This is a genomic window from Erythrobacter sp. (assembly GCF_024305245.1).
GTDB lineage: Bacteria > Pseudomonadota > Alphaproteobacteria > Sphingomonadales > Sphingomonadaceae > Erythrobacter.
In genome coordinates, this window is the sequence record NZ_JAMWYX010000004.1 from 56701 (window position 1) to 82988 (window position 26288).

A 26288-nucleotide genomic window follows, 5' to 3' on the forward strand; every position below is an offset into this window, starting at 1 on the left:
ATTTCGGTCCCGCTACAGTGGAAAACGTTGCGCTGCACGCTTGTCGCCCGATTCGAGCCTCCCGTATTGCCGATTATGCAGCTTCATAAGGGGCCTTGCGCCACATCATGCCCGCGCCGCTGATTTCGCCTTCGATCCTCTCTGCCGATTTCGCTCGGCTGGGGGAGGAAGTGCGCGCCATCGATGCGGCGGGCGCGGACTGGATCCATATCGACGTGATGGACGGGCATTTCGTGCCCAACATCACCATCGGCCCGGACGTGATCAAGGCGCTGCGCCCGCACAGTGACAAGCCGTTCGATGTCCACCTGATGATCTCGCCGGTCGACTCCTACCTTGAAGCCTTTGCTGCGGCGGGCGCGGACATCATTACCGTCCACCCCGAAGCCGGGCCGCATATCCACCGCACGCTGCAGGCGATCCGCGGGCTGGGAAAGAAAGCGGGCGCGGTGATCAATCCGGGCACGCCGATCGAGGTGCTCGACAACCTGATGGACATGGTCGACCTGATCCTGGTGATGAGCGTCAATCCCGGCTTCGGCGGGCAAAGCTTCATTGCCTCGCAGCTTGATAAGGTCGCCCGCATCCGCGCCATGATCGACCGCACCGGCCGCGACATTCATCTTGAGGTCGATGGCGGGGTGAATGCCGAAACGGCCCGCCTGTGTGTCGAGGCGGGGGCCGATGTGCTGGTGGCGGGATCGGCCACCTTCAAGGGCGGGCCTGAACGATACGCCGCCAATATCGCCGCTCTGAAGGGGCAAGGCTGATGGCGACGCTGCTGCGCACCCCGGCTGGCCGAAGGGCCGATGCGCTGGTGGAGCGGGTAAGCGACGGGCCGGTATTGGCGCTGGCCGACGGGGCCGAGCCGAATGTCGCTGCCAGCGACGCGCCGCTGCCTCCCAAGCCCGAGGAGCCGAGCCGTGCGCTGGCGCTGAGCGATATCATCGCCGCGCCTGCCGGGCCGGGAGAAGCGCTGATCCGGCTGGCCTATCGTATGGGGGTGCCGGGCCACGCGCTCGCCGCGCCGTTCCGCAGGCCGCAGGCGCTGCGCATGTTGGCGACGGTCGACAGCCCCAATCGCGGTGACCGGGCTGCAGGCACCGCGCTGCGCGCCGGGCATTTCCTTGTTCACGGCGCGCGCCTGCCGATTGCCAGCCTCGATTTCGCCGGTTCGGCGCGGCCCGCGCCCGGCGTGGAGCGCGTGCTGCATTCTTTCTCGTGGCTCGCCGATCTTGCGGCCAGCGCGCCGCGTGCGGATTGCATTCCGGTGGCCGAGCGGATCACGACGATGTGGCTGCATGCCCACCGCGAACCGAACAAAACCCCCGCCTGGGATGTGGAGCACGCCGGGCTGCGGCTGGTCGCATGGCTGGTGCACGCGCCGCTGGTGCTGACCGGTCAGGGCGCGGAGCAGGGCAAGGGGCTGAAATCGCGGCTGCTGGCTGCCATCGCAGAAACCGCGAACTGGCTCGATCGCAAGGTGGTGCGCGAAGGGGCAGGGCTTGGGCAGGTCGCAGGCTGGGCCGGCATAGTCGCCGCCGGGCTGCTGCTGCCGAACGGCAAGCCGCGCCGCCTGTTTGGCGAAGCCGGGCTGGTGCGCGCATTGGGCGACATGGTGGGCGAGGATGGCGGCGTGCTGTCACGCTGTCCGGCCGCCCAGCTTGAGGCGATCCGGCTGCTGACCGATCTGATCGCCTGTTACGACGCTGTCGAAATCACCCCGCCGCCTGCGCTGGGCGTCATGCGCGAATTGCTGGTGCCGCCGCTGCTGTCGCTGCGTCACGGCGACGGGGCGCTGGGCAATTGGCAGGGTCAGGGCGCGCTTCCCGCCGAGCGGGTGGCGGCGGTGATCGAGGCTTCGGGCGTGCGCACCCGTCCCTTGGGCGCGGTGCAGGGCTGGGGTTACCAGCGGATGCGCGCAGGCGATACGCTGGTGCAGTTCGATGCCGCCCCGCCGCCGCGTGCCCGGCACGTCCGGATCGGCTGCGCTTCGACATTGGCGTTCGAACTTTCGGATGGCCCCGCGCGGGTGATCGTCAATTGCGGCGGCGCAGGCCTGACCGGCGGGCAGCTTCCGGCGCGTGTCGGGCAGGGCCTGCGTGCCACGGCGGCATTTTCGACGCTGGTGCTCGACAATGCCAATTCCACCGCCGTCATGCTCCACGGCCAGCTCGGCAAAGGGGTCGAGACGGTCGAGATCGAGCGCCGGACGGTGCCCGCGCGCGGGCGTGACGCGACCCGGATCGAGGCGGCGCATGATGGCTATGCCCAACGCTTCGGCCTGACGCATCAGCGCATCCTGACCCTGAGCGGCGACGGCACCGAACTGGCGGGCGAGGACATACTTGTGCCGGTTTCGAAGAAGGGCAAACGCGGCAAGATCGGCTTTGCCATCCGTTTTCATCTGGGGCGCGGGGTGGAAGTGCAGCTATCGGGCGACAAGCGCGGGGCCAGCCTGCTGCTGCCCGACGGCCGCCTCTGGCAATTCCGTCTGCGCGGCGATAGGGCGAGCGCCGACGAGATCACTCTGTCTGCCGAGGACAGCCTGTGGGTCGACGGTGAAGGCCGTCCGCACGCCACCGAGCAACTGGTGATCGAAGGACTGGCATTGCGCGCCGGGGGGCAATTCTCCTGGTTGCTGAGAAAGACAGGATAGAGGTTTCCCGCAATGAGCGACAAGGCAATCACCCGGGCGCTGCTGTCAGTGTCCGACAAGACCGGTTTGGCTGATCTGGGCGCAGCGCTCGCCGCGCGCGGTGTCGAACTGGTCAGCACCGGGGGCACCGCCAAGGCATTGCGCGAAGCGGGGCTGGAGGTGCGCGATGTGTCCGACCTCACCGGCTTTCCCGAGATGATGGACGGGCGGGTCAAGACGCTGCATCCCAAGGTGCATGGCGGGCTGCTGGCACTGCGCGACAATCCCGAACATGTGGCGGCAATGGAAGCGCATGATATCGGCGCAATCGATCTGGTGGTGGTCAATCTCTACCCGTTCGAAGCGACGGTGGCGAAGGGGGCCGACCGCGCGGAGGTGATCGAAAATATCGACATCGGCGGGCCTTCAATGGTGCGTTCGGCAGCCAAGAACCACGGCTTTGTGACGATCCTGACCGATCCGGCGGATTATCCGGCGCTGCTGCAGGAACTGGAGGCGCATGACGGCGCGACCTCGCAGGCGTTCCGCACGCGGATGGCAGGCAAGGCCTATGCCCGCACCGCCGCCTATGACGCGGCGATTGCCAGCTGGTTCGCGTTCTCGCCGACCGCGAGCGATGAACCGACACAATTCCCTGAAACCCTGCCGATGGCGTTCAAGCGCGCCGACACGCTGCGTTACGGCGAAAACCCGCACCAGTCGGCGGCGATCTATGTCCCGCAAGTGATCGGCGCGCGGGGTGTGCCGCAGGCTGCGCAGCTGCAGGGCAAGGAACTGAGCTACAATAATCTCAACGATGCCGATGCCGCGCTGGAACTGGCGGCGGAGTTTGCGGGGCAGGAACCTGCGGTGGTGATCGTCAAGCACGCCAATCCCTGCGGTGTGGCACAAGGCGGATCGCTGCTCGAAGCATGGGAAGCGGCGCTGGCATGCGATAGCGTCTCGGCGTTCGGCGGGATCGTCGCGGTCAATTGCGAGCTCGACGGCGCAACGGCCGAGGCGATTGCAGGGATCTTCACCGAGGTTGTGATCGCTCCCTCGATCAGTGCCGAGGCACGCGAAATCTTCGGCAGGAAGAAAAACCTGCGCCTGCTCGAATCCGGCGCGCTGCCCGATCCGCGCCGTGCAGGTCTGGCGATGAAGACGATCGCTGGCGGCCTGCTGCTCCAGTCGCGCGATGCAGGCGCCGTCACGCGTGACGATCTCAAGGTCGTCACCAAACGCGCGCCCACGGATCAGGAATTGAAGGACTGTCTGTTCGCCTGGACCGTGGCGCGCCACGTCAAGTCGAACGCTATCGTCTATGCCAAGGACGGCGCAACCGCCGGTATCGGCGCAGGCCAGATGAACCGGCGCGATTCGGCGCGCATCGCCGCGATCAAGGCGAAAGAAGCCGCCGAAACCCACGGCTGGGACGCCCCGCGCACGCATGGCAGCGCGGTTGCCTCGGACGCGTTCTTCCCCTTTGCCGACGGGTTGATCTCCGCCGCCGAAGCGGGCGCGACCGCCGTGATCCAGCCGGGCGGTTCGATCCGCGACGATGAAGTGATCGCCGCCGCCGACGCTGCGGGCTTGGCGATGGTGTTCACCGGGATGCGGCATTTCAGGCACTGACTTGGGTTTCGAAGGCGCCTCCGCGCCTTCGTCCTCGGTGCTGTTTCGCGCTGCGCGCGAGCACCTGCGGGCGGCCGGTCGGCCTTGCGGCACTTTGCGCCGTTCGGGGTTTTGACCGTGCCTGACCGCTCTGGCGCAACTTTTTGCTCTTCGCCTCGTAACTAAATCGTCTCCTTGCCCTAATGGTGGCTGACTGCCGCGTTCAGGCCGGTGCAAGTCGGCGTCCTCCACAAGAGGCAGGACGAACGGAAACACGAATCGCGAGCAAGCCCATGCGCCTTTTCTCTCCCGAACTTCTCCGCAATTTCTCGATCGGATTCGCGATCGGAGCACTGCTGATTGCCGGAGCCAATGCCGAAAATTGGGGCGGCGAGCTGTCCTCGCCTGCACAGGCCGCGACGATGCCCGAGACGCTGGAGCCGACCGCCGAATTTGTCATTGCACCGGAACAGCCACTTTGATGAACAAGATTTCCGCCCTGTTGCTGGCCGGATCGCTCGGCCTGTCGGCCTGCGCCGGGCCCGCTGTTGCCGCAGAGGAGCTCGTTAACGCCCCCGCTTCGGCTCGCATTGCCAAGGAAGGTTCCGGGGGCTTGAAAACCGCGATCTTCGCGGGCGGCTGCTTCTGGGGCGTGGAAGGCGTGTTCAGCCATGTGAACGGCGTGAAATCGGCGGTTTCGGGCTTCCACGGCGGCAATGCGGCCAGCGCCAAGTACGATATCATCGTCAGCGGCCTTACCGATCATGCCGAATCGGTGAAGGTCACCTATGATCCGGCAGTGGTGCGCTATGACGAATTGCTGCGCATATACTTTTCCGTGGTGGCCGACCCGACTCTGAAGAACCGGCAGGGGCCGGACGTCGGCGCGCATTATCGCGGCGCGTTGGTGCCGACCAGCAAGGAACAGGCGGCGGTGGCCCGCGCCTATATCGCCCAGCTCGGCAAGTCCGGCCTGTGGTCGAAGCCGATTGTAACGGCGATCGAACCCTACAAGGCGTTCTACCCGGCAGAGACCTATCATCAGGATTTCATGGCGAAAAACCCGCGCCACGGGTACATCATGCGCTGGGACAAGCCCAAGGTCGACGCGCTCAAGGCGCTGTTTCCCACCCATTACCGCGCCACCTTCCTGCGCGACGCAAGCTGAACGTGCGAACCGCTTGGCGAAATGGTGAACCAGCGCCTATATTCGTGCCCATGGGCCAGCCAGCAAACGATCTTCCGCACAGCCACACGCACCACGAACACGCCGGTGAAAGCCTGGTCGTCGCGGCCGCCCGCGCGCTGACGACTGCGGGCGAGCAGTGGACGGCAATGCGCGAATCAGTGTTTGCCGAACTGGCGCAGCACGAACGCCCGGTGTCGGCCTACGACATTGCCGACAATCTCTCGGCGGCGCGGGGCAAGCGGGTCGCGCCCAATTCGGTCTACCGCATTCTCGATGTGTTCGTGGCGAACAACCTCGCGATGCGGGTCGAAAGTGCGAATGCCTACCTCGCCAACACGCACCCCGGCTGCGCGCATGACTGCATTTTTCTGGTGTGCGACGAATGCGGCGAGGCCGCCCATGTCGATGACGAGGACGTGAGTCGATCAGTGCGGGCGATTGCCGCTGCACGCCAGTTCAAGGCGGAGCGTCCGGTGTTGGAGATTCGCGGGTTGTGCAGGAGCTGCACGTGAAGCGCCGCGAAGTTTGAGCGTGATCAACCCTGCATCGACAGGTTGGTTCCCAATGTGTAAAGCTAAGCCCTATGACACAATCGCCTTACACCCCCCTGCTCGATCAGGTTGACACTCCCGACGATCTGCGCCGCCTCAAGCCCGAACAGCTCCGCCAGCTCGCCGACGAACTCCGCTCCGAGATGATCGACGCGGTCAGCACGTCGGGCGGGCATCTGGGTTCAGGGCTGGGCGTGGTCGAACTGACCGTGGCGATCCACTATGTCTTCAACACGCCCGACGACAAGCTGGTGTGGGACGTGGGCCACCAGTGCTATCCGCACAAGATCATCACCGGGCGGCGTGACCGCATCCGCACGCTGCGGCAGGGCGGCGGGCTTTCGGGCTTCACCAAGCGTTCGGAAAGCGAATACGACCCGTTCGGCGCGGCGCATTCCTCGACCTCGATTTCGGCGGCGCTCGGCTTTGCCATCGCCAACAAGCTGAAAGGCCAGCCGGGACGCGGGATCGCGGTGATCGGCGATGGTTCGATGAGCGCCGGGATGGCCTATGAGGCGATGAACAACGCCGCGCAGGCGGGCAACCGGCTGGTGGTGATCCTCAACGATAACGACATGTCGATCGCGCCGCCGGTGGGCGGGCTGTCCGCCTATTTGGCGCGGATGGTGTCCTCCAGCGAATATCTCGGCATCCGCAGCCTCGCCAGCCGCGTGATCCAGAAGATGAGCCGCCGGATGCACGATGCTGTCGGCAAGGCGGAAGAATTCACCCGCGGCATGGTGACCGGCGGGACGCTGTTCGAGGAATTGGGCTTCTACTATGTCGGCCCGATCGACGGGCACAATCTCGATCACCTGCTCCCCGTGCTGGAGAATGTTCGCGACACATCCGAAGGCCCGGTGCTGATCCACGTCGTCACCGAAAAGGGCAAGGGCTACGCGCCTGCCGAGAACAGCGCCGACAAGTACCACGGCGTACCCAAGTTCGATGTCATCACCGGCGAGAAGAAAAAGGCTGCAGCCGGCCCGCCTGCCTATCAGGACGTGTTCGGCCTGACGCTGGCGAAGCTGGCCGAGACCGACGACCGCATCTGCGCGATCACCGCCGCCATGCCCTCGGGCACGGGTGTCGACAAGTTCGCCAAGGCGCACCCGACGCGCACCTTCGATGTCGGCATTGCCGAACAGCACGCGGTGACCTTTGCGGCCGGGATGGCGGCAGAAGGTATGCGGCCGTTTGCGGCGATCTATTCCACCTTCCTGCAGCGCGCCTATGATCAGGTGGTGCACGACGTATGCATCCAGAACCTGCCGGTGCGCTTCGCGATCGACCGCGCCGGTCTGGTTGGGGCCGACGGCGCGACCCACGCAGGCAGTTTCGACGTCACCTATCTCGCTACCCTGCCGAACATGGTGGTGATGGCCGCCGCCGACGAGGCGGAGCTGGTCCACATGACTTACACCGCCGCCGAATATGACGACGGCCCGATTGCCTTCCGCTACCCGCGCGGCAACGGCACCGGAGTGGCGCTGCCGGAAGTTCCGCAGAAGCTGGAAATCGGCAAGGGCAGGCTGGTGCGTGATGGCACCAAGGTCGCGATCCTGTCACTCGGCGCGCGCTTGCCCGAAGCGCTGAAAGCCGCCGACATGCTGGAGGCCAAGGGGCTTTCCACCACGGTTGCCGACATGCGCTTTGCCAAGCCGCTGGACGAGGACCTGATCGCCCGCCTGATGCGCACGCATGAGGTGGTGGTAACGATCGAGGAAGGCGCGATCGGCGGTCTGGGCGCGCACGTGCTGACCTATGCCAGCGACGAAGGGCTGACCGATTCGGGTCTGAAGGTGCGCACCATGCGCCTGCCCGACATTTTCATCGATCACGACGATCCGGTGAAGCAGTACGACGAGGCCCGCCTCAACGCCCCGCACATCGTCGAGACCGTGCTGAAGGCGCTGAAGCACAACAGCGCCGGGATCGAAGAAGAGGCGCGCGCCTGAACCTAGCGCGTGGCGGGTATGGTGCGCGCGGTCAGCTGCACCTGCTCGACCAGCGATAGCGGCGGCTGATCCGGGGCAGTGGCCTGCGGGTCTGCCGGTTCCGGCTGCGCCTCGCCTGCGACCGGCGCCTCCGGCTCATCCTCAACGACTTCGCCCTTCAGCGCAGCGATTTCGCGTTCGCGCCTCGCCAGATAGGTATCGCGCCGCTCGGCATAGGGGTCGTCCGACGCGCGGATTTCGGCCAGTTCGGCATCGACCTCGAGCCGCTGGTCGAGCCCGTTGACCACGAAATAGGTCACCGCATATTCCGGCTGGTTGAACGGCTTGCCCACGGCAAACGGCAGCAGCGACTGATCGAGCGTGCTGCCGATGATGTCGCGCAAGCTGGTTGCGCCGGTCACCGGCAAGTACAGATACGGCCCCGATTCCACCCCGTAGAACCCCATGGTGTTGGCAAAGCCGTTGCGGCGATAGGGGATGCCGATGCCCGGCTTGGCCGCGATGTCGATCAGCCCGCCCAGCCCCAGCGTCGAATTGATCGCCAGCCGTCCCAACGCGCCGAATGCCTTGCCGATCTTGCCCTGCAGCAGGAAATTGAGTGCATTGCTCGGCTCCCCAAGGTTGCGCACGACATTGCCGAGGCCATCGCGCAAAGGCTCCGGCAAGCCGTCGCGATAGGCATAGGCGACCGGCTCGATCACAGCCTGGTCGACCGCCTGCGTGATCCGGTAGCTTTCCGCGTTGAGCTTTTCCGCCGGATCGCCTTCGGGCGGACCGTAGGCACCTTCGACCACGATCTCGTTGACCTCGTCGGGGGGCGTCTGCTCGTCCTGCGGTGGCAGATCGCTCTCGGGCGGAGCGGCGCCTGGGGCTGCCTGCAGCGACCATGCCAGCGGCGCGGGCGCTGGGGCTGGCGCGGCTTGCGGCTCTGCAGGAAGCGGGCCGGACACTGCCATCGCGGCGCTCAGCACGGGTTGGGAGATGGTGATAAGTGCAAGGTTCGGCATGACAATCCTCTGTTCCCTCCCTGCTGTCCCCCGCCTATACCTAGGCTTAACTCCATGTCGACATTGTGCAAGGTCCCCCCGAATGCCCAACAGCACCTCTCAATCCCTGATCCGGATCGCCCGCGAAGGCCCGGTCACCATTCTGACGCTCGACCGGGCTGAGACAATGAACCCGCTCGGCGCGCCGGGCGACGGAGATGCGTTTGTCGGCGTCGCCGATGCGATCAACCGTGACATGGAATGCCGGGTGGTGATCCTGACCGGCGCGGGCCGGGCGTTCAGCGCGGGCGGCGATATCAAGGCGATGCAGGGCAAGACCGGCACCTTTGGCGGCACCGCGCCGGCGATCTCCGACGGGTACCGCGACAATATCCACCAGATGCTGCGCGCGCTTTACGGATTGCGCGTGCCGGTGATTGCGGCGGTCAACGGGCCCGCGATCGGGCTCGGGTGCGATGTCGCCTGCCTCGCCGATATCCGCATCGCCAGCGAGGCGGCGAAGTTCGGCGTGACGTTCCTCAAGCTCGGGATCATCCCCGGCGATGGCGGCACCTGGATCCTGCCGCGCGTGATCGGGATGAGCCGCGCGGCGGAATTGTTCTATACAGGCGACGTGATCGACGCTGCCACCGCGAAGGAGTGGGGTCTTGTCAGCCGGGTAGTACCCGCCGAGGCGCTGCTGGACGAAGCCCGCGCGCTGGCCGCAAAGATCGCCGCGATGCCGCCGCACGCGCTCAGGCAGACCAAGATGCTGCTGCGGCAGGGCCAACAGGTGAGCTACGACAGCGCGCTCGAACTGGCGGCGAACACGCAGGCGATGATGCACACTACCGCCGATCATGCCGAAGGCGTGGCAGCACTGATCGAGAAACGCGCGGCGGTATTTACCGGCGAATAGTCACCCGACCCACCGGAACACCCCTGCCGGGATGCCCGCGCGCCACAGGTGCACCCAGCTTGCCGCCAGCCACAGCGCGGTGCCCGCCAACAGCGGCAACGCGCCGATGCTGGGGAACCGGCCAAGCCGCGGCCAGTAGCTGGTCTTGCTCTCCCATTGCGCCCAGGCATCGCCCATCAGCGCTTCCTTTTTGGCGTCCTGAAACTTTGCGCCGACCAGCGCGAGGATGCCCATCGCCAGCGCCACGATCAGTGTGCGGGTGCTCCACCACAGCACCATGTGCGACAGCGCCCACAACCCGATCCCCCACATCATCGGGTGGCGGGTGACGCGGAACACGCCGCCCGGTTCTGCACGCGCCTGCGCCTCGGCCATGGGCGTGGGCAGCGCGGGATTGCCGATGAACGATCCCGCCAGCAGGATCATGGCGGGGAGCGTGATGATCGTTGCGGCGATCCAGCCGACCTCACCCGAACCGGGCAAGTCGGCAGGCGGCGCAGCGACAAAGGCGAAATAGACCCATGCCAGTGTGGCGAAGCTGACGACAATATAGGCCGCCTGAAACCCGCCCGCGCCCATGGCCTTGACCATCGGCGCGCGCAGCGGGTGCGACATTGCGAAATGCGTGCCGACAAAGGCGACATTGGCCGCGACGAGAATCCACAAAGCTTCGTTCATCACCCCACCCCCAAAGCAACGCCGGAACCTAGTCTTCGATTCCGATCAATTCCACTTTGAAAACCAGTGTCGCGTTGGCCGGGATCGGCCCCCGCCCGACCGGGCCATAGGCGAGGTCTGCGGGGATCGCGATTTCGATGGTTTCACCCACGCCCATTTGGGGGATGGCGCGCTGCCAGCCCTCGACCAGTCGGCCCAATGGGAAGGTCGCGGGTTTGCCGCGCTCATACGAACTGTCGAACACCGTCCCGTCGAGCAAGCGCCCCTCGTAATGGACCGTGATCCGGTCGGCGACGGTCGGCTTGCGGTCCGATGCAAGATACGTGAGCCAGCGCCAGCGCACCCCGCCGTCGATCAAATGCCACCCGTCCTGCGCTGTCAGGCCGAGCAGATAGATCTGCTGCTGCGAATGCCAGACGGGATCCTGCGCTCTGGGATCGGCTGCGGGGCCAACCGCCCCATCCTGCGCCAAAGCGGGCTGACCGGCGCACAGCAGCGCGCCAGCCAGTCCGGCAACCGCCAGCTTTGCAGGCCAGCGCATCACCAATCGTAAGCCTTGGGCAGTTCGCTCTCGTCGAGGTCGCGATAACGATCACGCAGGCGGCTCTGATGGCTTTCGAGGTTCTGTTCGACTCCGCCGATGAACACCCGCGTCGGCACCGATCCCACTTCGAGCGGATCGCCGTCCCACAGCACCACATCGCCCAGCGCGCCCGCTTTCAGCACGCCCGCCTTGCCGCCCATGCCGCTGATTTCCGCCGGAACGGAGCTGATTGCGGCAAAAGCCTTGCCCCAGTCCATGCCGGTCGCCCCCGGCACGCGGGTAAGCGCCACCAGATTGCCCGCCACCTGCTGTAACCGGCGCGGGTCCTGCATGGTCGCAGCATTGAGCGCGACCTTGACCCCGGCGCGGGCCATGCGCCCGGCATTGCTCTGGGTCGCGCCGAGCTGTTCGAAGGTGTCGGGCAGATCGAGCAGACCATTGGCGATCACCGGAACGCCGGCCGCAGCGATCTCGTCCGCCACCAGCCAGCCTTCGGTCACGCCGACCAGCACCAGATCGAGCTTGGGATAATCATTCTTGAGCGCCAGCACGGCGCGGATATCCGCCGCCCGCTCGACCGCGACATACAGTTTCTGCCGCCCCGTCACGACCGGCACCAGCGCCTCGGCATCGAAGCGGCTGAGCAGCACTTCGTCGTCCTTGACGATCTCGGTGGTTCCGGGAATGCCGGGCTTACCGTCGAGCGCCTGCGCCTCGCGCAGCGACGCCTTGAGCAGCGCATAGGCCGCGACCCGGCTGCCGCCTGCCAGTCGCCCGCCGCCTTCGCCCAGATTGATCATCTGGAACGCGCGCGCCTGCATCACAGGCTGGCTATCGCCGTCGAGATCGATGATCGCGCCTTGTCCGGCAAAGATCGACCCTGCGGGCAGCGTCGTCGTCGCCGCGCGGGTAATGCCCGACGCGCGGTGGACGAGGATGTGCTGCGACACCGGATTGATCGCACTCGCCGCATCGAGCGCCGCGCTGAACGGGGAGCCGCCTGCGCGGATATCGTTCGATTCGCTCACCGCCGAAACATCCGCGAGGCCGAGCGAGGTGAGCGTGGCGAAGATGCCGGGCGTGACCCATGCTCCGTCCGCGTCGATCACCACATCGGTTTCGTACCGCTCGCCCGGAGCGGGCTTGCCGGCGAATACCACCCTGCCATCGTCCACGATCACCACCCCACCATCGAGCGGGGCGGAGCCATCACCGATCACGAGGCGGGCATTGGCGATCACCACATCCTGCGCCAGCGTGGGGGTGGCCGAAAGCGCCAGCGCGCTGGCTGCGAGTTGAAGGAGGCGCTTCATTTCACATCTCCTTCACCGGGCTGGCCCAGCTCGAAATCGCTCACCGGACGGCGTTTGGGATCGAGCGCGTCGTACATCAGTGCGCCGTCGATCCAGACCTTCTCTGGCCGCGAATAGACGCTGAGCGGATCGCCGTTCCACAGCACCACATCGGCCATCTTGCCGGGTTCGAGACTGCCGGTCATCTCCTCGATCCCCATCGCCTTGGCGGCGTTGTAGGTGATCCACTGGATCGCGGTCGCATCGGAGATGTCGATCCCGAGCCTGAGGCCAGCCTTCTGCGCCTTGCGTGCTTCCTGATTGAGCCGCTGGATATCGTTCGAATCGTCCGAATGGATCACCACGCACGCGCCTTCGCGTTGCAGGAAGGCGGCGTTTTCGAGGATGCCGTCGTAGCTTTCCATCTTGAAGCCGTACCAATCGGCCCAGATCGCGCTGCACACGTCGTTTTCGCGCAGCAGATCGCCGATCTTGTAGGCTTCGACCGCGTGGTGGAAGGCGGTGACTTTATAGCCCATCTCCTTGGCCATATCCATCACCAGCGCCATTTCGTCGGCGCGGTAGCAGTGGTTGTGGACGAGGATATCGCCTTCCAGCACGCCCACCAGCGTCTCCTTGCCGAGGTCGCGCTTGGCCTTCTTGTCGTTGGCATAGTCGATCGCGTCGAGCCAGGTGTCGCGGTTGACCGCAAGGTTGCCCATCCGGGTCGAAGGCATCCGCCCGCGGCCGCCATAGACGCGCTTGGGGTTCTCCCCGCAGGCCATCTTGAAGCCGTAGGGCGCGCCGGGAAACTTCATCTGCTGGGTGGTGCGCCCCGGCACGTTCTTGAGCGTGACCGAACGTCCGCCCATCAGGTTGGCCGATCCGGGAAGGATCTGCAGCGCAGTGATACCGCCATTGGCGAGCGCGCGGGCAAAGCCGGGATCCTGCGGCCAGACCGAATGTTCGGCCCAGACCTCGGGTGTGGTCGGGCTGGTCGCCTCGTTCCCGTCGGAATGCGCGTCCACGCCGGGCGAGGGGTAATCGCCCAGGTGCGAGTGGATATCGATGATGCCGGGGGTGACGAATTTACCGGTGCCGTCGAACACCGCGATGTCGGCAGGTATCGGGGTTTCCGGCCCGCCCACCGCGACGATCTTGCCGCCGGACATGAACACCACACCGTTCTCGATCTTGCCGCCCTTGCCGTCGAACACGGTCGCGCCTTTCAGCGCGGTGGCAGTGCCGGGATAGGGTGAGTAGGTCGAGGGGAACACGCCCTCGGCCTCGGTCTTGGGGGCGAATTCCTTCGCGTCGGATTTGGTGCTGGCGGTGTCGTCTGCGGTGCCTGTGGTGGCGCAGGCACCCAGCGCGAGCGCGCTGGCGAGAGTGGCAAACGCGCCCATGCGCGTCCGCAGATTCAATATTTCTGGCATTCACAAACCTTCCCGTTTCCCCGCCGTGAAGTGTGGCGGGGAAACGGGGGTGTGTCCATACGGTTGGACCGACTTTGTGGCGGGTTTATCTATTCCGCCGGACGGGTGGAGGGATGGACCCCGGCCTGCTGCGCTTCCATCCCGGCTTCGCTCTGGCCCTCCAGATCGTCGCCGACATTGTCGTCGCGCAGCGTGTCGAGGTGCATCAGCTTCTTGATGAGCGGGCTGATGACCATGACGCCCACACCAATCGCGATGGCGTACCAGCCGACGGTCGAATAGACGCTCAGCACCAGTTCCTTGCCCGCTTCCTCGCCCACGCCTTCTGCGCCGGTGGCCGCCGCGATCAGGCCTGCGGCGAAGTTCCCCGTCGCCGAGGCGAAGAACCATGTGCCCATGATCAGCGATGCCATGTGCGCCGGTGCCAGCCGGTTCATCGCCGAAAGGCCGACGGGGCTGAGGCAAAGCTCACCGGTGGTGTGCAGCAGGTAGATCAGGAAGATGAAGACCACCGGCACCGCCACGTCCACACCCACGCTGTTCGCGCCCCATACCAGCACCAGGAAGCCGAGGCCCACCTGCACCACGCCCAGCCCGAATTTCAGCGGCGAGGACGGCTCCAGCCCCTTGCGTCCGAGCACGGTCCACAGCGTTGCGAAGATCGGCGCGAGCAGGATGATGTAGATCGCGTTGATCGACTGGAACACCGATGCCGGCACCCCGCCGCGATCGACATGGCGATCGGTGAACAGGTTGAGCGAAGATCCGGCCTGTTCGAACAGCGCCCAGAACACGATCGAGGTGACGATCAGGAACAGCGCCGCAAAGATGCGGTCGCGGTCTTCCGGATCGAGCTTCACGACGGCGGTAAACAGCACGTAGGCCACCAGCAATCCGCCGAACCCGCCGAGCAGCCAGCCCACCAGCGACTGATACTGGATCAGCACCCAGCACAGCCCGACCAGTGCGACGCCGATGGCGTACATCGACCACTCGGTCCGCTTGGCGAGCGCCTTGGGCGGTTCGCCCCGGCCCAGCAGCAGCCCCTTGCCGAGCGAGAATACCACAAGGCCCGCCAGCATCCCGATGCCCGCCAGCCCGAAGCCATAGGCCCAGCCATAGGTCTCGCCGATATAGCCGCACAGCAGCGAACCCATCGCTGCGCCAAGGTTAATCCCCATGTAGAAGATCGTGTAGGCCCCGTCGCGGCGCACATCGGTGCGCGGATAGAGCTGGCCCACGATCACCGAGATATTGGCCTTCAGAAAGCCCGATCCGACGATGATCAGCGCCAGCGCCAACCAGAACACGTAGATGATCGGGTTGCCTTCATTGCCCGCCGCCGGTTCGCCTTCGAACGCCATGAAGAAGTGGCCCAGCGTCAGCAGCACCGCGCCGAACACCACGGCCTTGCGTTGGCCGAGATACTTGTCGGCCAGATAGCCGCCCACCACCGGCGTGATATACACCAGCGCGGTATAGGCACCGTAGATGATGCCTGCGTCGCTATCCGAAAACAGCCAGTGCTTGGTGAGGTAGAAGATCAGCAGCGCCCGCATGCCGTAGTAGGAGAAACGCTCCCACATCTCGGCGAAGAAGAGGACGAACAGACCTTTCGGGTGGCCGAGGAAAGTCCCGGCGCTGTCCCCGTGCGGAAGCTCAGCTGTAGCCATGTAATCGGATATCCCTAATGCGCGCCCCTCCCGGGCGCGGTCCCATGGCGGGGCAAACTAGCGGCTCAATCGCCCATGTGAAGCTTTTGTTTCGGATGTAACCGTTTCCCTGCGATCCTTGACGCGCATGGCTGTATTATGGCACTGATGCACCTCGCAAGGGACACTGCACCACGATGAACCCCAACCGCCCCAACTCCAACAGGCCCGTCTATCTCAAGCTGCGCGACCAGATCGCCGCTGCCATCATCGACGGCGCCTATGCCGAAGGCGCGATGCTGCCATCGGTGCGCGCGCTGGCGGCGGAGCAGGGCGCGAACCCGCTGACTGTGGCGAAAGCGTATCAGCAGTTCCAGAACGACGGCCTGGTCGAAGTGCAGCGCGGGGTCGGGATGTATGTGGTGAAGGGCGCGGCGGAACGCTTGCGGGCGCGCGAGCGCGAGGCCTTCCTGCACGAGGAATGGCCCGAAATCCGCAGCCGGATGGCGCGCCTGGGCCTCGATCCTGCGGATCTTGCGCTCCTATCCTGACACAAGTGCGGCTATGTCGATGTGAACATTGCGCAACCTATCGATTTATGACACTTTATGCACTGCAGAACGCAATGGGATTGCATCGCGTTGCGTGCTGCGATTAAAGGGGGCGCCTTTCGGGTCGGAGGCGAGTACATAAAACCGCGGGGCAAACCCGCTTACGGCGTTACATGGGACAGGTGAGCTTATGAACGCCGGGAGATCGCGATGATCAGATCCGAGTTGTTGCAGGAACTGCACAAGAGCAATCCCGAACTGCGTGCCGAGGAAATCGAGCAGGTGGTCGACATTTTCTTCGACGAAATCGCCCAGCGATTGGCCGAGGGCGGAAGGGTGGAACTGCGCGGCTTTGGCGCGTTTTCGACCCGCGAGCGTGACGCCCGCAGCGGGCGCAATCCGCGCACCGGCGAAACGGTGGACGTGCCATCCAAGCGCGTGCCCTATTTCAAGGCCGGCAAGGAAATCCGTGAACGCCTGAACGAAGGCTAGACCGAAAAACGCGCGCGCGCCGCTCAGGCGGCGGCGCTGACGCGTTCTTCGTCTGCCCAGCCGAACGCCGCGTGCCGGCGTTCGCGGCCGAGCGCGGCGAACACCGCGTCGGCCAGGCGCTCGTTTCCGGTGTCGCGGCTGACATCGACCGGCACCATGCCGAGCGTGTCGAACTCCTCCACTGCATCCGGGCCGGGCAGCGCGATGATTCGCGCGATGCCGGGCATGCGTTCCTGCACCAGCGGAGTCAGCTCGCGCGAGACCGCAAGGTTGCCGGTCGCCACCACCACCACATCGCGCCGCCCCATGCCGATCGCGTCCCAACTGCGCGGATCGCCGGGGTTGGCGCTGTGCACATGATAGCCGTCCGCCAGCGCCAGCTGGAACCGGTCGTGATCGGGTTCGATCGCAAGATAGCCGATGGCGTTATAGGCCAGCGCGTCGGCTACCGCTCTGCCCGCAGGAGTCAGCCCGATAATTACCACCGGCGCATCATCGCCCGCCAGCTTGGCATCTGGCGGCCCGGCGCGCAGGCGGCCTGCCAGCTTGCGCCCGAGATTTGAAACCGGCGGGGTGACGGCAAGGCTGATCGCAATCGCGGTGACGAGCGTCGCCACCAGCCGCGGCTCGGCCAGCCCGGCCACCGCAGGCAGCGCCAGCAGCACCAGCGTGAATTCGCTCCCCTGTCCCAGCAGAAAGCCCAGCTGGATCGACCCCGGCACCGACCAGCGGTTGACCAGCGCGGCGACGACATTGAGCGCGCACTTGATCGCGATCAGGCCCGCCGCAGCGAGCAGCACCCAGTGCCAATCCTGCGCGAGCAGGGCCGGATCGATGCTCAGCCCGACCGAGATGAAGAAAAAGCTCAGGAACAGCCCCCGAAACGCGTCGATCTCGGTCTGCACCAGAATGCGGTAGCGCGAATCCGCCACCGCCATGCCGCCCAGAAACGCGCCCAAGGTCAGCGATAGTCCGGCCATGCCGGTGGCCCAGCCCGCCGCCAGCGCGATGAACAGCGCGGTCGCGGTGTAGACCTCGGTGGTGCCGGCGCGCGCAATCAGGCGGAACAATGGCTCGGTCAGATAGCGCGCGAACAGCACGGCGATGCCGAACGCGGCGAGCGCCTTGGCTCCGGCCATGCCCAGCGCCGGGGCCAACGACCCGCCGCCCGCCAGCGCGCCGGCCGCCACCAGCAACAGGATCGCGGCGATATCCTGAAAGATCAGGATCGCCTGCGCAGCGCGGCCCACCGGGCAATCATCCTGATCGCGCTCGCGAATCAGTCCTATCACCACCGCGGTGGATGACAGACCCATCGAAAACCCGGCGATAGCGGCAAAACCGGTAGGCAGGCCGAGCGCCGCGAACAGCGCCGCAAACACGCCGCCTGCGATCACCATCTGCAATGCGCCGAAGCCGAAGATATTGCCCGCCTCGGCCCGGATGCGTCCCAGGGAGAAATGCAGGCCGAGGTTGAACAGCAGGAACATCACCCCCGCTTCGGCCATCGCGGCCACCAGCGGCCCGCTGAAATCGGGCGCCATGCCGAGGCTTGCGAGCCCCAGTCCCAGCCCGATATAGCCGACGATCGGATTGAGCCGCAGCGCGCGGCTGGCCAGCGCCGCGCCGATGCCGAGCCCGAGCAGGGTGATTGCCGGCTGGATCGTGGCAACCACCGAATGCGCGTCGTGTACCGGATCGCCTGCCATGTAAGCCCCTGTTGCCGCCCATCTTGCAGCCAATGTTCAGACAAATGGGCGTTCGCGCAAAGTCTGACAAGCTCTGGCGCTCGGCAGGCAAGTTGTGGCAAAGGCGCGCCGTGCGTTGGCGGGTGTGGCGGAATGGTAGACGCCGGGGACTTAAAATCCCCTGAGCTTTGCTCGTGCGGGTTCGAGTCCCGCCACCCGCACCAGCAATCCGCGTTTCAAGCCCGTCCGGGGGACGGGCTTGGCCGGATTGCTCCCAAACGAAGCGCGGGAGGTGTCAGGAACGGCCGCTTGACGGCTCAGCGCAGCGGGGCTTCGCGCGGGCCGTCACCGGCGCTGAAGATGAAGGTGGTCACATCGGTACCACTGCCGAGATTGACGCGGTTTTCCTGCCGCGCCCAGACATCGGTCAGGATCTGCGAATTGACCCGCACCGTCGCATTGGCGCGCGGGGCGGGGGCTTCGAGATAGACCATCAGGCTGCCGCCGGTGATTTCGCTGCCGACATATTCCATGGCGGCAGGCGCGCCGTCCACCTCCAGCAGGAACCGGCGCGCGACATACCGGGCAAAGGCTTCGCGGCTGTCGGCGCTGCCGACGATGTCGGGCGTCTTGGCGCCCTGAGCCCTCAGCGCGTGTTCGGCATCGTGCACCGGCACCTGATGCACCGCTTCGAGGCGGTCGGTCCGGGGGTTCACCGACACAGTGCTGATCGCGATCTTCTGCTGGTGCGCAGCCACAGGCAGCGCCAGAGGAGCCGCCAGCACCAGCGCGATCATCAAGGCAAGGCGGCGCAGCATCACTTGCGTCCGTCCGGCTCCGCGCCTGCCGCTTCCCCCATCAGGTCGCGGCCGACGCGCGATTTGCTCGCCTCGGACTTGAAGGCTTCGATCCGGCTGGGGATGATCCGGCGCGGATAGTGGTTGTTTTCGATATCGGCATCGGCGGTTTCCCAGTCGGGATCGACGACGACCTGCACCAGTTCCTTGCCCTTGGGGAAGACCAGAAGCTTGGCGACTTCGTGCGAATTGCGGCGCCAGATTTCGGCGGGGATGTTCAGCTTTTCGGTGCTGCCATCCTCGAAGGTGAGGCCGAGAATGATCGGCATCACCAGCCCGCCCTTGTTGGCAAAGTTGAGGACGTAATAGCTCGCGTCCTCCTTCACCGCGCGGTCGAACACGCGGCGTTCCCACGGGTCGAGCCCGTCGAGGAAATCGGTGTATTTCTTGCGGTCCTTGGGCGTGACGGTGAATTCGTCATTGGCGTCGTAGAAATCGGTGACGCCGCGGTTTTCCAGCACCCAGATCGGCAGGCGCTGCTGGCGGTTCAGCGTGTTGCCGATCACCTCGGGCTCCGAATCGCTTTCGGCGCGGCGGCGGGGCAGGTCGATATCGGGATCGGCAGTGTCGATCTGCAGACGGTAGATCGAATCCAGCGAAATATCGACGTGATCGGTGGTGTAGAACCAGCCGCGCCAGAACCAGTCGAGATCGGTCCCGGATGCTTCCTCGATGGTGCGGAAGAAATCGGCAGGCGTCGGGCGTTTGAACTTCCAGCGGCGGGCATATTCCTTCAGCGCGAAATCGAACCGCTCGCGCCCGATCACCGTGTCGCGCAGGACGTGATAGGCCGCCGACGGCTTGCCATACGCGTTCGCGCCGAGGTTCGTCACCGAGTCCGATTGCGTCATGATCGGTTCCTGCTGGTTCGACACCATGTAGGACACCATGTCGCGCGGCAGGCTGCGGGTCCACGGCATGTCCGGGTCCCACTCATACCCGGCGACCGAATCGAGGAAGGAGTTGAGGCCTTCATCCATCCACGTCCACTGGCGTTCATCCGAATTGACCGTCATCGGGAAATAGATGTGGCCGACTTCGTGGATCACCACTCCGACGAGGAACATTTTCTCGGCCAGCGAATAGGTGCGGCTGCCATCCTTGTTCAGGATGGTGCGCGGGCCGTTGAAGGTGATCATCGGATATTCCATGCCGCCCACCGGCCCGTTCACGGACTGCGCGGTGGGATAGGGATAATCGAAGCTGAAGCGCGAATAGACCTTCATGGTGTGAACCACGGCAGCGGTGGAATATTTGCGCCACAATTCGCCGCCTTCCTTGGGCCAGAAGCTCATGGCGAGCACGGTTTCGTGCTCTGCGCCGGGCTGCTTGTGGCCTTGCGCGTCCCACATGAACTTGCGGCTGGACGCCCAGGCGAAATCGCGCACGTTTGTGGCGGAAAACTGCCACGTCTTGGTTCCGCGCGGATTGCCTGCTTCGGCAGCGGCGGCTTCTTCGGGCGTGACGATGAACATCGGCGCATCGGCATTTTTGGCCGCCTCGATCCGCTGGCGCTGGGTCGCGGTCAGCACCGCGTCGGGGTTCTGCAGCACGCCGGTCGACGCGACGATGTGATCGTCGGGCACGGTCATCGCGACCTCGTAGTTCCCGAATTCGAGCGTGAATTCGCCCCGGCCGAGGAACTCCTTGTTATGCCAGCCTTCGTAATCCGAATAGGCGACCATGCGCGGGAACCACTGGGCCAGCAGGAAGATGTCGTTGCCGCCCTTGCGCGGGTCGTCAGGGAAATGTTCGTAGCCCGAACGCGCGACCACCGCGTCTTCCTCGACGATGTTGAATGCCCACTCGATGGCGAATTCGGTGCTTTCGCCGGGCGCGAGCGGCGCGGGCAGATCGATCCGCATCAGTGTGCCGACAATGGTGTGCGGCAGGTCAGCGCCCGCCATGTCGCGCACCGCGCCGATGTCATAACCATAGGTGTTGTCCGCCATCGCCTGCTGTCGGCGCAGTTCCTCCATCGACAGCTTGGTCGGCTCGCTCGCCGAACCGAGGCTGACCTTCGGCCCGCGCCGTCCGGGACCGCCGAACGCATCGGTCAGCTCGGCCATGGAATCTGTGCGGAAGATGTTCTGGTCAAGCTGCATCCAAAGCCACGGCAGGGCGTCGGGCGAATTGTTGGTGTAACGGATCGTCGCGCGCGCGGTAATCCGGCGGCGCGGCTCGTCGAGCTCTGCGGTGATGCTGTAATCGACCTGCTGCTGCCAGTATTCATGCCCCGGCGCGCCGCTGGCATTGCGGTAGACGTTGGGCGTGGGCAGCACTTCATCAAGTTGGCGGAACTTGTCTTCGTAGTCCCCCTTGGTCTGCTCGATCCCCTGGGCGTTCACGGGTTGAAAGACGGGAATCGCAAACAGCAAAGCGGCGACAAACAGCGCGAAACGCAAGGGCGTTCTCCGGGTATGTAACAAGCGGATGATGGCCCGACAAAGCGCAAAAGGATGAGGCGCGCAAGCCGTTATCCTGCCGATCCGGGCAATTTTGTTTCGTGCATGGCATCCGGGTGACTTTCGCCCTATCTGGCGCAGGATGACCGAACCCGCGTGGCATTCACTGCACGAAGCCGCCTGCGCCCGCGGGGAGGCGACTTATCGCGATCCGGCCACCGGCTACATGGTGTTCACGCGGGCGGCGCACCTTGCGCGCGGCAAGTGCTGCGGATCGGCGTGCCGCCACTGTCCCTATGATCACGAGGCGGTAAAGCCCCGCACGTGACCCTTGCCAAGCGGGGCCCGGCGGGAATAGGCGTCGCGGCAAGGAGAATGTATCCATGAAAACCCGCGCCGCCGTCGCCTTTGCCGCCAAACAGCCGCTCGAAGTGGTCGAACTCGATCTCGAAGGCCCCAAGGCCGGTGAAGTGCTGGTCGAGATCATGGCAACCGGCATTTGCCACACCGACGCCTATACGCTCGACGGATTCGACAGCGAGGGTATCTTCCCGAGCGTTCTGGGCCATGAAGGCGCAGGCATCGTGCGCGAGGTTGGCGCGGGCGTGACCAGCGTGAAGCCCGGCGATCACGTGATCCCGCTTTACACCCCCGAATGCCGTCAGTGTAAGTCGTGCCTGTCGGGCAAGACCAATCTGTGCACCGCGATCCGCGCCACGCAGGGCAAGGGGCTGATGCCCGACGGCACCACGCGCTTCAGCTACAAGGGCCAGCCGATCTTCCATTACATGGGCTGTTCGACCTTCTCGAACTTCACGGTGCTGCCCGAAATCGCCGTCGCCAAAATCCGCGAGGACGCGCCGTTCCAGTCCGCCTGCTACATCGGCTGCGGCGTCACCACCGGCGTGGGCGCGGTGACCAACACCGCCAAGGTGCAGGTCGGCGACAATGTCGTGGTGTTCGGCCTCGGCGGGATCGGCCTCAACGTCATTCAGGGCGCGCGGTTGGCGGGCGCGAACCTGATCATCGGGGTCGACATAAATCCCGCACGCGAGGAATGGGGCAAGCGGTTCGGCATGACCCACTTCCTCAACTCCAAGGGGCTGAGCCGCGAGGAGACCGTCGCCAAGATCGTCGAAATGACCGATGGCGGCGCGGATTACACCTTCGATGCCACCGGCAACACCGACGTGATGCGCACTGCATTGGAAGCCTGCCACCGCGGCTGGGGCACCAGCATCATCATCGGCGTGGCCGAAGCGGGCAAGGAAATCGCCACCCGCCCGTTCCAGCTGGTGACGGGCCGCAACTGGCGCGGCACCGCGTTCGGCGGAGCCAAGGGCCGCACCGATGTGCCCAAGATCGTCGACATGTACATGACCGGCAAGATCGAGATCGATCCGATGATCACTCACGTGATGGGTCTGGAAGAGATCAACACCGCCTTCGATCTGATGCACGAAGGCAAGTCGATCCGCAGCGTGGTAGTGTTCTAGGGCGTTGTTCTAGGGCGCGATTTCCTCGAACCGCCCGCCGAAGAACACCAGCGGGCGCAGCGCCGATGCGGCCTGCGCCATGCCCTCGACCTGCCCGAGGATCAGCGTGTGATCGCCGGCTGCGTGCGCGGCAAAGCGGCGGCAGGCGACATGGCCCAGTGCGCCCGCGATCACCGGCAGGCCATCCGGCCCGGTCTCGAAATCCGCCGGGCTCAACGCCGTGCTGCCGCGCGCGGCATAGCGCCGGGCGAGCGACTGCTGGCCTTCGGCCAGAATGCTGACCGCGAACCGTTTCGCCCCGGCATAAAGCGCGAACTGGCTGGAGGAATTCTGCAGGTTCCAGCACACCAGCATCGGATCGAGCGAGACCGAAACCAGCGAGTTGATCGTCATCGCCGCGACTTCGTTACCGGACTCCGTCAGCACCGATACCACCGCCACCCCGGTCGCGAACTGGCCCATCAGCTGGCGGAAGTCAGCCGGGGTAAGGGAATCGGGCAAGAGGCTCTCCGGAACAAATGGCGGGACAGGCAGAAAAACGGGTGCATCAGCGGCGCGGGGCAGCGTTGCCCCGCGGATCGGCAGCTTGTCAATCAATGCCGCGGCCACAGGTTCCGGCGCATTGCTGCCCGGCCATAAAACAGCTGCTTGGTTAACCGGGTGGTTACGCCGCCGCGCTAGGGCAGCCCAAAGCGCCATTTCCCCCGGACGGCGCAGCAGGTGATTGATGTTCGCAACGAAAATCGCAGCCGCCGCGCTCACGCTCGAAAGCAGCGCAGGCTTTGCGTCCGCAATCGACGCGCTGGCGGAGCGAAGCCTGTCAGGCCGCGGGTTCCTGCGGGCGGCGTGGTTTGGTGCAGGGGCAGCAGGGAAGGGGCGGACACTGATCGTCCGGCGCGATAGCGGAAGCATGATCGCGGCCATCCCGACCACCGGATTTGGCCCCACTCCGCTGGTCACAGCCGTGCTGGGCGCACGCAAGGTGCCGGGCAGTTACTGGCCGTTTCGCGGCATTCAACTGGCGCAGGATACCGATGCGTTCGAACTCGCAGCGGCGCTCCGCCATCCGGCTGCGCGCAGCCTTGGCCGCGTGTGGCGGCTCGGCCCGGCGCGCAGCGACGATCCCTCCACGGTGATGTTGGTCGAGGCGGCGCAGCTGGCCGGTTGGCACGTGCTGTCGCGCCCGGCAGGCACGGCCTGGCTGATCGACTGCGATGCCCTGCGGGCCAAAGGCTGGCCGCAATCCTCGACCGCGCGGCGGCTGCGGACGGCGTGGCGCAAGCTCGAAGCGCTCGGCACCCCGCGCTGGCGCCATGTGCGCGGCAGCGCGTGGAACGACAGCGTGCTCGACGACATGGGGCGGATCGAGGCGGCAAGCTGGATCGCGCGCACCACCGATGGCAGCGGCGCCAAATTCATGCGCCCGCACCAGCGGCAGGTGTGGCGCGAGGCGCTGACCGATCCGGTGATCGCGGCAAACCTCGCCGCCACCATTCTGATGCTGGATGATCGCCCGGTTGCCTTCAGCTTCGATCTTCATGACGGGGCGTGGCAATACGGGATCGCAGCCAGCTATGCCGAGGACTTGGCGAACTGCAACATCGGCAAGCTGGTCAATTACAAGGTGCTGGAAGATGCGATCGCCGATGGCAGGTCGGTGATGGACATGGGCACAGGCGACAGCGGCTACAAACGCGCGATGGGGGCATATGCCGGCTATGACCTGGCCGACCTGCTGTTCGTGCGCAGCCGCACCGCCGCGCGCGTGCTCGCCAGAATCTGGGGCAAGGCCGCAACCGGAGGGTCCGCAACCCGCAATGGCTGAGGCCGACCCCCTTTCCGCAGGCCCGTCGCTATCGGCGCAGGTGCGCGCGGCGGTGATCTGGCGTTCGGGCAGTCAGGTGCTGACCCAGATCGTGTCCTGGTGTTCGACCCTGATCGTCATCCGCCTGCTGGCGCCCGAAGATTACGGCCTGTTCGCGATGGCGCAGGTGATGCTGGTGCTGCTGTCCACCATGAACGGGTGGGGACTGGCGAGCGCGCTGATCCGCGAGAAGGAAGTTACCGAAGAACGCCTGCGCCAGACGCTGGGGATGCTGATCCTGCTCAATTGCGGGCTGGCCCTGATCCAGTTCCTCGCCGCGCCGCTGGTGGCGCTGTGGTTCGATCAGCCGATGGTGACCGATCTGCTGCGGGTGCAATCGCTGATTTATCTGGCGGTGCCGTTCAGCGCGCTGCCGCACGCGATCCTCAGCCGCAAGATGGATTTCCGCCGTCCGGCGCAGGTGCGCCTCGCCGCTGCGCTGACGGGGGCGGCGACCGCGCTGACCGGCGCATTTTCAGGTTGGGGCGTGTGGACGCTGGTCGCCGCGCCGATGGTGATGTTCATGACCGAGGCGGTCGGCATGACCTGGGCCGCGCGTTCGCCGATCCGCCCCAGCTTCCGCTTTACCGGGGCAGGTCATATTGCGGGGTTCGGCGGGGTGATGACCGCGACGCAGCTGTTCTGGTTCGTGCAGAGCCAGGCAGATGTGATGATCGCGGGCCGTGTGCTCGATCCGCATACGCTGGGGGTCTATACCACCGGGCTGTTCCTCGCGCAGTTGCTCGCCGCCAAGTTCGTGCCGCCGATCAACGAGGTCGCCTATGCCGCCTATTCGCGCCAGACGGGAACGGGGCCGGAGCCGCTGCTCGCCACCATCCGTCTGGTGATGATGGTGGCGCTGCCCGCCTATGCCGGGCTGGCCGTGGTCGCTCCGGCGCTGGTGCCGGTGCTGCTGGGGGAGAAGTGGATGGAAATCGTCCCGCTGCTGCCGATCCTCGCCGCCGCGATGGCGATGCTGACGCTGCAGATCCTGTTTTCGCCCGCCACCAATGCGCGGGGGTTTCCGGGAATCGCGCTGAGGGTGACGATGCTCGGCAGCGTGGTGATGCCCTGCGGCTTCCTGATCGGATCGCAGTGGGGCGTGACCGGCTTTGCATGGGGCTGGGTTGGCGGGATGGCAGTGCTGACGGCGGCTACGGTGCGGTTGTCCGGGCGGGTGCTGGGGCTCAGGCTCGGCGGCTTGATCCGCGCCGTCCTTCCCCCGCTGGCCGCTGCTCTGACGATGGCGGCGGGCGTGGCGCTGGCGCTGCACCTGCTGCCGCCGGTGTTGCCGCTGGTGGCGCTGGGGAGGGCGGTGATGCTGGGGATCGGGATTTATGGCGCCGCGCTGCACCTGATCGCGCCCGACCGGATGGCCGAAGCGCTGCGTTTCCTGCGCGAGCGGGGCGAGAGCGAGCCTGCCCCTGCAACCTGAGCCGTAACCGGCACGCGCGATTGACACCGTCGGCGCGATGCGG

At 65.6% G+C, this 26288-nt stretch carries 24 protein-coding genes and 1 tRNA gene; 15 read left to right on the plus strand and 10 right to left on the minus strand.

Annotated features, from left to right (window positions below; translation table 11 throughout):
• Positions 1-107 precede the first annotated feature (107 nt).
• From rpe to dxs, 7 genes are all read left to right on the plus strand, one after another.
• On the plus strand, positions 108-770 hold the full coding sequence (gene rpe / locus Q0L48_RS07045) for a ribulose-phosphate 3-epimerase (RefSeq protein ID WP_296718940.1): 663 nt from the start codon (positions 108-110) through the stop codon (positions 768-770).
• Positions 770-2659 (plus strand): heparinase II/III family protein, encoded by a 1890-nt coding sequence (locus tag Q0L48_RS07050; protein WP_296718943.1) that lies wholly within the window; start codon positions 770-772, stop codon positions 2657-2659. Before rpe ends, Q0L48_RS07050 begins: the two co-directional genes overlap by 1 nt.
• Before the next feature lie 12 nt (positions 2660-2671).
• A complete protein-coding gene (gene purH, locus Q0L48_RS07055; protein ID WP_296718946.1) occupies positions 2672-4273 on the plus strand; it encodes a bifunctional phosphoribosylaminoimidazolecarboxamide formyltransferase/IMP cyclohydrolase in 1602 nt (533 codons plus the stop codon).
• Between the two features lie 272 nt (positions 4274-4545).
• Positions 4546-4734 carry a hypothetical protein gene (locus Q0L48_RS07060; RefSeq protein ID WP_296718948.1) on the plus strand — a complete coding sequence of 63 codons (189 nt, stop codon included), beginning with the start codon at positions 4546-4548 and terminating at the stop codon, positions 4732-4734.
• Entirely contained in the window at positions 4734-5420 is a 687-nt protein-coding gene (gene msrA, locus Q0L48_RS07065) for a peptide-methionine (S)-S-oxide reductase MsrA (protein ID WP_296718951.1), read from the plus strand. Before Q0L48_RS07060 ends, msrA begins: the two co-directional genes overlap by 1 nt.
• Before the next feature lie 50 nt (positions 5421-5470).
• Complete coding sequence (locus Q0L48_RS07070) at positions 5471-5953, plus strand: Fur family transcriptional regulator (RefSeq protein WP_296718954.1); 483 nt, start codon at positions 5471-5473, stop codon at positions 5951-5953.
• A 71-nt stretch (positions 5954-6024) separates the two neighbouring features.
• Positions 6025-7950 (plus strand): 1-deoxy-D-xylulose-5-phosphate synthase, encoded by a 1926-nt coding sequence (dxs, locus tag Q0L48_RS07075; protein WP_296718957.1) that lies wholly within the window; start codon positions 6025-6027, stop codon positions 7948-7950.
• Between the two features lie 2 nt (positions 7951-7952).
• Here the strand turns inward: dxs and Q0L48_RS07080 are convergent, their stop codons facing one another.
• Positions 7953-8957: a VacJ family lipoprotein gene (locus Q0L48_RS07080; RefSeq protein WP_296718961.1), complete on the minus strand. Its 1005-nt coding sequence runs from the start codon at positions 8955-8957 to the stop codon at positions 7953-7955.
• 82 nt (positions 8958-9039) lie between these two features.
• On the opposite strand from Q0L48_RS07080, the gene Q0L48_RS07085 reads away from it, so the two are divergent.
• Positions 9040-9855 carry a crotonase/enoyl-CoA hydratase family protein gene (locus Q0L48_RS07085; protein WP_296718965.1) on the plus strand — a complete coding sequence of 272 codons (816 nt, stop codon included), beginning with the start codon at positions 9040-9042 and terminating at the stop codon, positions 9853-9855.
• Here the strand turns inward: Q0L48_RS07085 and Q0L48_RS07090 are convergent, their stop codons facing one another.
• The 5 genes from Q0L48_RS07090 to Q0L48_RS07110 all read right to left on the minus strand — a co-directional run bounded on the left by Q0L48_RS07090 (position 9856) and on the right by Q0L48_RS07110 (position 15478).
• The gene (locus Q0L48_RS07090) at positions 9856-10533 is read right to left on the minus strand and encodes an NnrU family protein (RefSeq protein WP_296718968.1); all 678 of its coding nucleotides are present in this window, start codon (positions 10531-10533) and stop codon (positions 9856-9858) included.
• Between the two features lie 28 nt (positions 10534-10561).
• Entirely contained in the window at positions 10562-11074 is a 513-nt protein-coding gene (locus tag Q0L48_RS07095; protein ID WP_296719675.1) for an FKBP-type peptidyl-prolyl cis-trans isomerase, read from the minus strand.
• Positions 11074-12390, minus strand: a complete 1317-nt coding sequence (locus tag Q0L48_RS07100; RefSeq protein ID WP_296718970.1) for an amidohydrolase family protein — start codon at positions 12388-12390, stop codon at positions 11074-11076. The genes Q0L48_RS07095 and Q0L48_RS07100 overlap by 1 nt, the downstream gene beginning before the upstream one ends.
• Positions 12387-13805: an amidohydrolase gene (locus Q0L48_RS07105; protein ID WP_296718972.1), complete on the minus strand. Its 1419-nt coding sequence runs from the start codon at positions 13803-13805 to the stop codon at positions 12387-12389. Before Q0L48_RS07105 ends, Q0L48_RS07100 begins: the two co-directional genes overlap by 4 nt.
• Positions 13806-13894: 89 nt before the next feature.
• The gene (locus Q0L48_RS07110) at positions 13895-15478 is read right to left on the minus strand and encodes a peptide MFS transporter (protein WP_296718975.1); all 1584 of its coding nucleotides are present in this window, start codon (positions 15476-15478) and stop codon (positions 13895-13897) included.
• Between the two features lie 176 nt (positions 15479-15654).
• On the opposite strand from Q0L48_RS07110, the gene Q0L48_RS07115 reads away from it, so the two are divergent.
• Together Q0L48_RS07115 and Q0L48_RS07120 are read left to right on the plus strand one after the other, a co-directional pair.
• Positions 15655-16008: a GntR family transcriptional regulator gene (locus Q0L48_RS07115; RefSeq protein ID WP_296718978.1), complete on the plus strand. Its 354-nt coding sequence runs from the start codon at positions 15655-15657 to the stop codon at positions 16006-16008.
• 210 nt (positions 16009-16218) lie between these two features.
• Positions 16219-16500, plus strand: coding sequence for an integration host factor subunit beta (locus Q0L48_RS07120; RefSeq protein WP_296718981.1), 282 nt, complete (start codon positions 16219-16221; stop codon positions 16498-16500).
• 23 nt (positions 16501-16523) lie between these two features.
• On the opposite strand, the gene Q0L48_RS07125 is transcribed toward Q0L48_RS07120, so the two are convergent.
• Positions 16524-18209 (minus strand): cation:proton antiporter, encoded by a 1686-nt coding sequence (locus tag Q0L48_RS07125; RefSeq protein WP_296718983.1) that lies wholly within the window; start codon positions 18207-18209, stop codon positions 16524-16526.
• Between the two features lie 118 nt (positions 18210-18327).
• Here Q0L48_RS07125 and Q0L48_RS07130 point away from each other — a divergent pair.
• Positions 18328-18412 (plus strand) — tRNA-Leu (locus Q0L48_RS07130).
• A gap of 93 nt (positions 18413-18505) precedes the next feature.
• On the opposite strand, the gene Q0L48_RS07135 is transcribed toward Q0L48_RS07130, so the two are convergent.
• Positions 18506-19006: a DUF6702 family protein gene (locus tag Q0L48_RS07135; protein WP_296718987.1), complete on the minus strand. Its 501-nt coding sequence runs from the start codon at positions 19004-19006 to the stop codon at positions 18506-18508.
• Positions 19006-21450: a M1 family metallopeptidase gene (locus tag Q0L48_RS07140; RefSeq protein ID WP_296718990.1), complete on the minus strand. Its 2445-nt coding sequence runs from the start codon at positions 21448-21450 to the stop codon at positions 19006-19008. Before Q0L48_RS07140 ends, Q0L48_RS07135 begins: the two co-directional genes overlap by 1 nt.
• 142 nt (positions 21451-21592) lie before the next feature.
• Here Q0L48_RS07140 and Q0L48_RS07145 point away from each other — a divergent pair, with 142 nt between their 5' ends.
• Positions 21593-21778, plus strand: a complete 186-nt coding sequence (locus Q0L48_RS07145; protein WP_296718992.1) for a DUF5522 domain-containing protein — start codon at positions 21593-21595, stop codon at positions 21776-21778.
• 55 nt (positions 21779-21833) lie between these two features.
• Positions 21834-22946, plus strand: coding sequence for an S-(hydroxymethyl)glutathione dehydrogenase/class III alcohol dehydrogenase (locus tag Q0L48_RS07150; RefSeq protein ID WP_296718994.1), 1113 nt, complete (start codon positions 21834-21836; stop codon positions 22944-22946).
• A gap of 9 nt (positions 22947-22955) precedes the next feature.
• On the opposite strand, the gene Q0L48_RS07155 is transcribed toward Q0L48_RS07150, so the two are convergent.
• Positions 22956-23447, minus strand: coding sequence for a flavin reductase family protein (locus Q0L48_RS07155; RefSeq protein ID WP_296718997.1), 492 nt, complete (start codon positions 23445-23447; stop codon positions 22956-22958).
• A gap of 226 nt (positions 23448-23673) precedes the next feature.
• Here Q0L48_RS07155 and Q0L48_RS07160 point away from each other — a divergent pair, with 226 nt between their 5' ends.
• Both Q0L48_RS07160 and Q0L48_RS07165 read left to right on the plus strand, forming a co-directional pair.
• The gene (locus tag Q0L48_RS07160; RefSeq protein ID WP_296718999.1) at positions 23674-24771 is read left to right on the plus strand and encodes a GNAT family N-acetyltransferase; all 1098 of its coding nucleotides are present in this window, start codon (positions 23674-23676) and stop codon (positions 24769-24771) included.
• Positions 24764-26245: a lipopolysaccharide biosynthesis protein gene (locus tag Q0L48_RS07165; RefSeq protein ID WP_296719001.1), complete on the plus strand. Its 1482-nt coding sequence runs from the start codon at positions 24764-24766 to the stop codon at positions 26243-26245. Before Q0L48_RS07160 ends, Q0L48_RS07165 begins: the two co-directional genes overlap by 8 nt.
• Positions 26246-26288: the final 43 nt, after the last annotated feature.

What these genes read in the sequence shown, in the direction of transcription:
- Q0L48_RS07150 (WP_296718994.1), top strand. Translation starts at nt 21,834, where the DNA reads ATGAAAACCCGCGCCGCCGTCGCCTTTGCCGCCAAACAGCCGCTCGAA.
- Q0L48_RS07080 (WP_296718961.1), bottom strand. Translation starts at nt 8,957, where the DNA reads ATGCCGAACCTTGCACTTATCACCATCTCCCAACCCGTGCTGAGCGCC.
- Q0L48_RS07105 (WP_296718972.1), bottom strand. Translation starts at nt 13,805, where the DNA reads ATGCCAGAAATATTGAATCTGCGGACGCGCATGGGCGCGTTTGCCACT.
- Q0L48_RS07125 (WP_296718983.1), bottom strand. Translation starts at nt 18,209, where the DNA reads ATGGCAGGCGATCCGGTACACGACGCGCATTCGGTGGTTGCCACGATC.
- Q0L48_RS07100 (WP_296718970.1), bottom strand. Translation starts at nt 12,390, where the DNA reads ATGAAGCGCCTCCTTCAACTCGCAGCCAGCGCGCTGGCGCTTTCGGCC.
- Q0L48_RS07085 (WP_296718965.1), top strand. Translation starts at nt 9,040, where the DNA reads ATGCCCAACAGCACCTCTCAATCCCTGATCCGGATCGCCCGCGAAGGC.
- Q0L48_RS07120 (WP_296718981.1), top strand. Translation starts at nt 16,219, where the DNA reads ATGATCAGATCCGAGTTGTTGCAGGAACTGCACAAGAGCAATCCCGAA.
- rpe (WP_296718940.1), top strand. Translation starts at nt 108, where the DNA reads ATGCCCGCGCCGCTGATTTCGCCTTCGATCCTCTCTGCCGATTTCGCT.
- Q0L48_RS07070 (WP_296718954.1), top strand. Translation starts at nt 5,471, where the DNA reads ATGGGCCAGCCAGCAAACGATCTTCCGCACAGCCACACGCACCACGAA.
- Q0L48_RS07060 (WP_296718948.1), top strand. Translation starts at nt 4,546, where the DNA reads ATGCGCCTTTTCTCTCCCGAACTTCTCCGCAATTTCTCGATCGGATTC.
- Q0L48_RS07160 (WP_296718999.1), top strand. Translation starts at nt 23,674, where the DNA reads ATGTTCGCAACGAAAATCGCAGCCGCCGCGCTCACGCTCGAAAGCAGC.
- dxs (WP_296718957.1), top strand. Translation starts at nt 6,025, where the DNA reads ATGACACAATCGCCTTACACCCCCCTGCTCGATCAGGTTGACACTCCC.
- Q0L48_RS07110 (WP_296718975.1), bottom strand. Translation starts at nt 15,478, where the DNA reads ATGGCTACAGCTGAGCTTCCGCACGGGGACAGCGCCGGGACTTTCCTC.
- Q0L48_RS07095 (WP_296719675.1), bottom strand. Translation starts at nt 11,074, where the DNA reads ATGCGCTGGCCTGCAAAGCTGGCGGTTGCCGGACTGGCTGGCGCGCTG.
- Q0L48_RS07165 (WP_296719001.1), top strand. Translation starts at nt 24,764, where the DNA reads ATGGCTGAGGCCGACCCCCTTTCCGCAGGCCCGTCGCTATCGGCGCAG.
- msrA (WP_296718951.1), top strand. Translation starts at nt 4,734, where the DNA reads ATGAACAAGATTTCCGCCCTGTTGCTGGCCGGATCGCTCGGCCTGTCG.
- purH (WP_296718946.1), top strand. Translation starts at nt 2,672, where the DNA reads ATGAGCGACAAGGCAATCACCCGGGCGCTGCTGTCAGTGTCCGACAAG.
- Q0L48_RS07115 (WP_296718978.1), top strand. Translation starts at nt 15,655, where the DNA reads ATGAACCCCAACCGCCCCAACTCCAACAGGCCCGTCTATCTCAAGCTG.
- Q0L48_RS07050 (WP_296718943.1), top strand. Translation starts at nt 770, where the DNA reads ATGGCGACGCTGCTGCGCACCCCGGCTGGCCGAAGGGCCGATGCGCTG.
- Q0L48_RS07145 (WP_296718992.1), top strand. Translation starts at nt 21,593, where the DNA reads ATGACCGAACCCGCGTGGCATTCACTGCACGAAGCCGCCTGCGCCCGC.
- Q0L48_RS07090 (WP_296718968.1), bottom strand. Translation starts at nt 10,533, where the DNA reads ATGAACGAAGCTTTGTGGATTCTCGTCGCGGCCAATGTCGCCTTTGTC.
- Q0L48_RS07135 (WP_296718987.1), bottom strand. Translation starts at nt 19,006, where the DNA reads ATGCTGCGCCGCCTTGCCTTGATGATCGCGCTGGTGCTGGCGGCTCCT.